Origin of the sequence: uncultured Senegalimassilia sp., assembly GCF_934632265.1 — a bacterium.
Taxonomy (GTDB): domain Bacteria; phylum Actinomycetota; class Coriobacteriia; order Coriobacteriales; family Eggerthellaceae; genus Senegalimassilia.
On record NZ_CAKTYH010000122.1, the window covers coordinates 1 to 5,590 of the forward strand.

3 protein-coding genes are annotated in these 5,590 nt (G+C 63.6%); all 3 read left to right on the forward strand.

Annotated elements, in window-relative coordinates; translation table 11 throughout:
• Window positions 1-228 precede the first annotated feature (228 nt).
• A complete protein-coding gene (locus Q0H50_RS08090) occupies window positions 229-894 on the forward strand; it encodes a glycerol-3-phosphate acyltransferase (RefSeq protein ID WP_294421239.1) in 666 nt (221 codons plus the stop codon).
• Between the two features lie 5 nt (window positions 895-899).
• A complete protein-coding gene (locus Q0H50_RS08095) occupies window positions 900-1,913 on the forward strand; it encodes an NAD(P)H-dependent glycerol-3-phosphate dehydrogenase (RefSeq protein ID WP_294421240.1) in 1,014 nt (337 codons plus the stop codon).
• A 371-nt stretch (window positions 1,914-2,284) separates the two neighbouring features.
• A partial coding sequence (locus Q0H50_RS08100; RefSeq protein ID WP_294421241.1) for a M6 family metalloprotease domain-containing protein occupies window positions 2,285-5,590 on the forward strand: 3,306 nt, incomplete at its 3' end.

The window sequence follows — 5,590 nt, forward strand, 5'->3', positions numbered from 1 at the left end:
TGTATCCGGGGCATCGGCTCGGCAAAAACCGATGATCCCAACTTCACGGCTAAAACGTCCGGCCGCGCAAAATCTTTGGTTAGGGTCCTGCGCAGACCGAACGCGCCGTAAAGCGATGATGCGACTATAGCGCATCGCGAGAATTCGGGGCCCGCCGGCTGGCGGGCCCCGACTGTTCAGATGGAGAATGTCTTGAAGTTTAAGAAAAAGGACTAGGAAAGAGCCGCTGTGGAACTGCTGGGAGCATTAGGGGTTTTCGTTATCTCTTTCCTGTTGGGGTCCATCCCCTGGGGCGTCATCATCTCGAAGGTGTTCTACCACACCGACATCCGCGAGCACGGGTCGGGCAACATCGGCACCACCAACGCCATGCGCACCATGGGCAAGGTGGGCGGCAGCGCCGTGTTCGTGCTGGATTTCGGCAAGGGCATCGTATCGGGCCTGATCGCGGCCGCGGCTGCGGCCATGTTCGGCGGCGGCATGTCGCTGTCGGGCCACGTGGTCGGCTACGACGACTTCGTCACGGTGGCCTTCCTGGGCTGCGTGTGGGGGCACATCTTCAGCCCCTGGCTGGGATTCAAGGGCGGCAAGGGCATCGCCGTGGCCGTCGGCTGCCTGTTCGTGACGTTCGGCTGGCAGGGCGCGTGCCTTGAGCTGGCCATCTTCGCTGTGCTCGTGCTTGCCACCAAGTACGTGTCGGTGGGTTCCATCGCCGCCGCGGCGACGTGCCCGCTGTTCGCCGCGTACTACTTCCTGTACGCCACGTTCGCGCCGGCCGCGTGGGTATGCACCACGGTGGCGGCGCTGACGGTGGTTTGGGCGCACCGCGGCAACATCGCGCGTCTGCGCGCCGGCAACGAGCGTCGCATCGGGAAAAAGGGTAAGGAAGCGTAAGGAAAGTGGACGACGATATGAAGGTTGCAGTCATCGGCGCCGGTTCATGGGGAACCGCATTGGCGCAGACGCTGGCCCTCAACGGGCATAACGTGAGCCTGTGGGCGCGCAAGGATTCGGTGGTGCACGGCATCAACCACGAGCACGTCAACCCGCGCTACCTTTCGGATGCGAAGCTGTCCGACAACATCGTGGCCACCACCTCGTACCGCGATGCGCTGCATCGTGCGAAGGCCGCCGTCATCGTGACGCCGTCGAACCTGCTGCGCGGCGTGGCGCGCGTGCTGTCCGACGTGGTGGACGACCAGTTCCCGATCGTCATCTGCTCGAAGGGCGTGGAGGCCGACAGCGGCTATCTGCCCGTGGGTGTGTTCGAGTCCGAGCTGGGCAACAAGGACCGCCTGGCGGTGCTTTCGGGTCCCAACCATGCCGAGGAGGTCATCAAGGCCAAGCCGGCGGGCACCGTGATCGCCTCGTCGGGCCAGGACACGGCGGTGATGTTCCGTGACCTGTTCGCCTCGCCGACGTTCCGCACCTACACCAGCGACGACGTCACGGGCGTGGAGCTGTGCGCCGCGTTCAAGAACGTCATTGCCATCGCGGTGGGTGTGGCATACGGTCTGGGTTATGGCGACAACACGGCAGCCATGCTCATGACGCGCGGCCTGGCCGAGATGAGCCGCCTGACGGTGAAGTGCGGCGGGCAAGCCATCACGTGCATGGGCCTGGCAGGCGCGGGCGACCTGATCGCCACGTGCACCTCCGAGCACTCGCGCAACCGTTCGTTCGGCGTGGAGCTGGCGCAGGGCGGCACGCTTGACGCGTATCGCGAGCGCACGCACATGGTGGTCGAAGGCGCGCTGGCGTGCAAAACGCTGAAAACGCTGTCGGAAGCCTACGACGTCGAGCTGCCCATCACCGACGTGGTGCGCGGCGTGGTATGGGAAGGCGCCGACCCGAAAGCGGCAGCGAAGGACCTGTTCGCGCGCCCGTTGACGACCGAGTTTTACGGACTGTAGGTTTGATTGGGAGTCCCAACGCCTTAGCGCGCCTGGGGCTTACTGGCTGCAGGTCTGGCGTGGGCATTCGGACTAAGGGTTTGACTGGGGGCTGTCAGGGCTGTATAGTCCGATTTGATATGGTTTTGCCGAAGAGCGGTTGCTGTGTTTAGCGGTAGCCGCTCTCTTTGTAATCTCCGAACAGTGAACGGGGGGGGGTGAACAGGGGACGGAGGTGTGTTCACCCGGTCGTCGTTTCCTGTTCATGCAGTTATGATGGCGTGTGAACACACCTCCGTCCCCTGTTCACCTTCGTCCCCGTCTCGCTCTCACGCTTCTTTACGGCTAAAACCGGCAGACGGATGAGGCCCCTCCCTTGGGAAAGGAATCGCATGAGTAATCAATCGTCGATCGTTGATGCCCTTGCGCATCAGGTTAAGGTCGTCGCTTCCGGTGCGGTTGCGGTCATTGCGCTGGCCTTGGCTTTTGCAACCGCGCCTGCTTCGGCGTTTGCCGTCGATGCCGCCGTTGCTAGCGAACAAGGCTCGCCGTGCGTCCCTACCCAGGAGCAAGTTGAAAGCTACCGTGCGGATGGTTCGCTTGACGAGCGCGTCCAGGTTGCCGAGCGTCTCGGCCATGCGCAACTGTCCGCCGATCTGACGCAGCAGGCCCTCGCCCGGCAGGCGACGGCGCTCGGCCAGGGCGCGGACATGTTCTCCTTGCGCTCCGCGGTTCCTTCGACCTGGAAAAGCGGCATGGCCACAGTTGGCGCCGGGCGCGTGCTGGCGTTGCGCGTGTCGTTCCCGGACCATTCCTTCGCTGATGACGATACGCTTGAAGCGCTCGATGCGCTCATCAACGGTGGCGGCGCGTCCGTGTTTCCCTATGAAAGCTTGCACGCATACTACGAGCGCGCGAGCTACGGCGCGCTTGATATCTCCGGAACCGCCGTGGACTACCAGGCGAAACACGAGCGCAGCTACTATCAGCACGATATCAACTCGCTGTTCGTCGAAGCGCTCGACGCGCTTGACGAAGCTTTGGACCTTTCGCAATTCGACGGAAACGGCGATGGGTACATCGACTGCGTGTACCTGCATTTCGCCGGCCCTGATGCTGGATGGGGAAGCACCTGGTGGAGCCAGGAATGGACGGTGCCGCAGCAGGCTCCGCCCGAGGTGTGCGAGCGTTCGTGGGACGGCAAGCGCCTGTGGAACGCGTGCCTGCTGGCCGACAACTGCGCCGCGGACACGGCGGCTTCCACGCTTATCCACGAAACAGGCCACGTGCTCGGCCTTCCCGATCTGTATAGCTATCGAAGGTCGACGCTCGACTCGTTGGGGCGTTCGGGATGCCTGACGTTCGACCTGATGGACAACAACGCCGGCGACACCAATGCCTTCTTCAAATGGATGCTCGGCTGGATCGACGAAAGCAAGGTTGTGCGCGTGGTCGCGAACGCCGATGGGGTCGACGTGCAGCGCGGCGGCGTTACGCAGCACTACGATGAGCATTCGATCGATCAGGTGCTTTCCGCGTTCACAAGCTCCGACCTTGCCGAGTGCGGCGGGTTTATCGCCGTGTCCGATTCCGAGGATCTGCTTGACCCGGCGAAGGGCTTGTTCTCGTCGTTCTATCTGCTGCAATATGATCGCTATGCCGGCAACCAGTCGCTGGTGTACAAGCGCGGCGGCCAGGATTTCGAGCTGCCGTCGGGCTTCAGGCTCTTCCGCGTGCAGGCGGCGCTTTCGGCGGAGGGGGACGACTACCTATATCAGAACACCTCAGGAGCGCCCGGCAACCAGCTTATCGAGCTGGTCGACCCCGACATGGACGCCACCCACTCCGAGGGGATCGGCTACGCACCCGCTGCGATCACGGGCGACGGGTACGGTTGCATGCTGTATGACGGCCAGGAGGTGTCGCCGACCACCTATCCCTCCACGAATTTCGGCGAAAGCATCGGCGGCGGTTTCACGGGCTTGACATTCTCGTTTGGCGAATGCGGCGAAGATTTCGGCACCGTCACCGTTTCCTGGTCGGATGCCGACGCGCCGGTTCCGGGCGACTTCTCCCTTTCTTTGCAGCCTGACACGCTGCTGAACTGGGGTCCTGTGACGTTCGCTATGTCGTATCCTGCGCTGTACAAGGCGTTCGAGAACGGGGCGTTCCCGTATCTTGTGATCGACGGGAAGCGCATCTTCGCCGCCGCGGACGTGAGCGGCGAAACCGTTTCCATGCGATATCAGTTTAACCCCGGCGAGGTTTTGCCGACCAGCGACTGCGAGGCGGTGTTCCCTGCGGGTTGCTTTCTGTTGGGCGTGGCCGATGAGGAAGAGGTGTACTCCGAGGAGATCCGCGTGCCGTTTTCCCCGTCCGGCCTGGCGAGCTTCGTCAAGCATGGCTTCTATGAGCTGGAGACCGACCCGCTGGACGAGAACGTCGGCATCTCTTCGGTGTTCGCCCGTGGCGACGGGTCGCATTGCTTCCTGCGCGCGGTCGGCGAGAGCCTGTACCTGGAAACCATCGACGAGAAGGACCCATCGAAGGTGAGCGAGGCGAAGATCGACGGCGCGGTCCTTCCGACGTATCCGCAGGCCAGCGCGGTGCTGCAATGCGCGGTGCTGCCCGATGACCGTTGCCTGGTGACGGTGTCGTTCGAGAACTTCGACGCTTCCGGCTTGGCACGCGCCTATTTGGTGGACCTTGGCTCGCGCCGGGCGCTCGATGAGGCGCCCCTCAACCGGTTCCCCGGCTCCGTTCGCGCCATGGCGGTGGGGAACGTGCCGGTCATGGGGACGTATGCGTACCAGCTTGGCTTCGGCGAGGGCTATGTGATGACGTCGACGTTTGCGGACGTTGCGGTAGGTGGGACGTATGCGAGCGCTGCGGTTTCGCCTGGCGAGCGCATGCTTTGGACGCGGGCATCGGGTGTTTACGAGGCGGGTGATGGGCTGATCGCCGCCGTGTTCGCCGAGAACATTTTCGATGGCGATGGCGGTCCTGGTGGGGTGAACCTTACGGTTCGCTTGTACGATGCCGAGTCGGTGGCGGCGCTTTTCGCGACGGCGCCCACCCAGCTGAACCCTGATGCGCTTGAGGATTTTACCGAACGCCTTGATCCGGTGTGCGTGTGCAAACTGAGCGGGTATCAGGCTGTCAACGATGTCGCGGCTCGCGATGATGCCGTGTATGTGCTGGCGTCGGGTCGTCTGGATACCAGCGGGTCCGAAGATGATACGTCGCGCGGAGGGGCGATCGTGAGGTTCGACCGTGCGGGCGTGCAGACCGCCTGCCGCGCGCTTGTTCCGGTCAACTCGATTGCGGCGATGTATACGGATCTGGTCGTCGGCGAACAGGGGGCGGTGGCGGCAACGCGCATCGCGATCGGGAACAAGGGCGCGTTCGAGCCGCAGGAGACGCACCTGTTCGATTCGTCGCTGAACGCGGCGGGGTCATATGATTTCGTCGGGAACTCGACCGGCGGCTGGGTCGGCGGGCGCTGGGTGGCGCTGGGCTGGGATAGCTCCCGGTTCGGCAACGCCACGGGCGCCGGGGCTCCGCCCGCGGATGGCGCGGCGGTGGGAGAAGGCGTTGTCGCGCGAGAGGGCGAAGAGCCTGACCTGCACATGCGCGTCGGCTACGCGATATCCGATGCCTTGGATGTTGCCTCTGCTTCCGAAGAGCCGGACGATTCC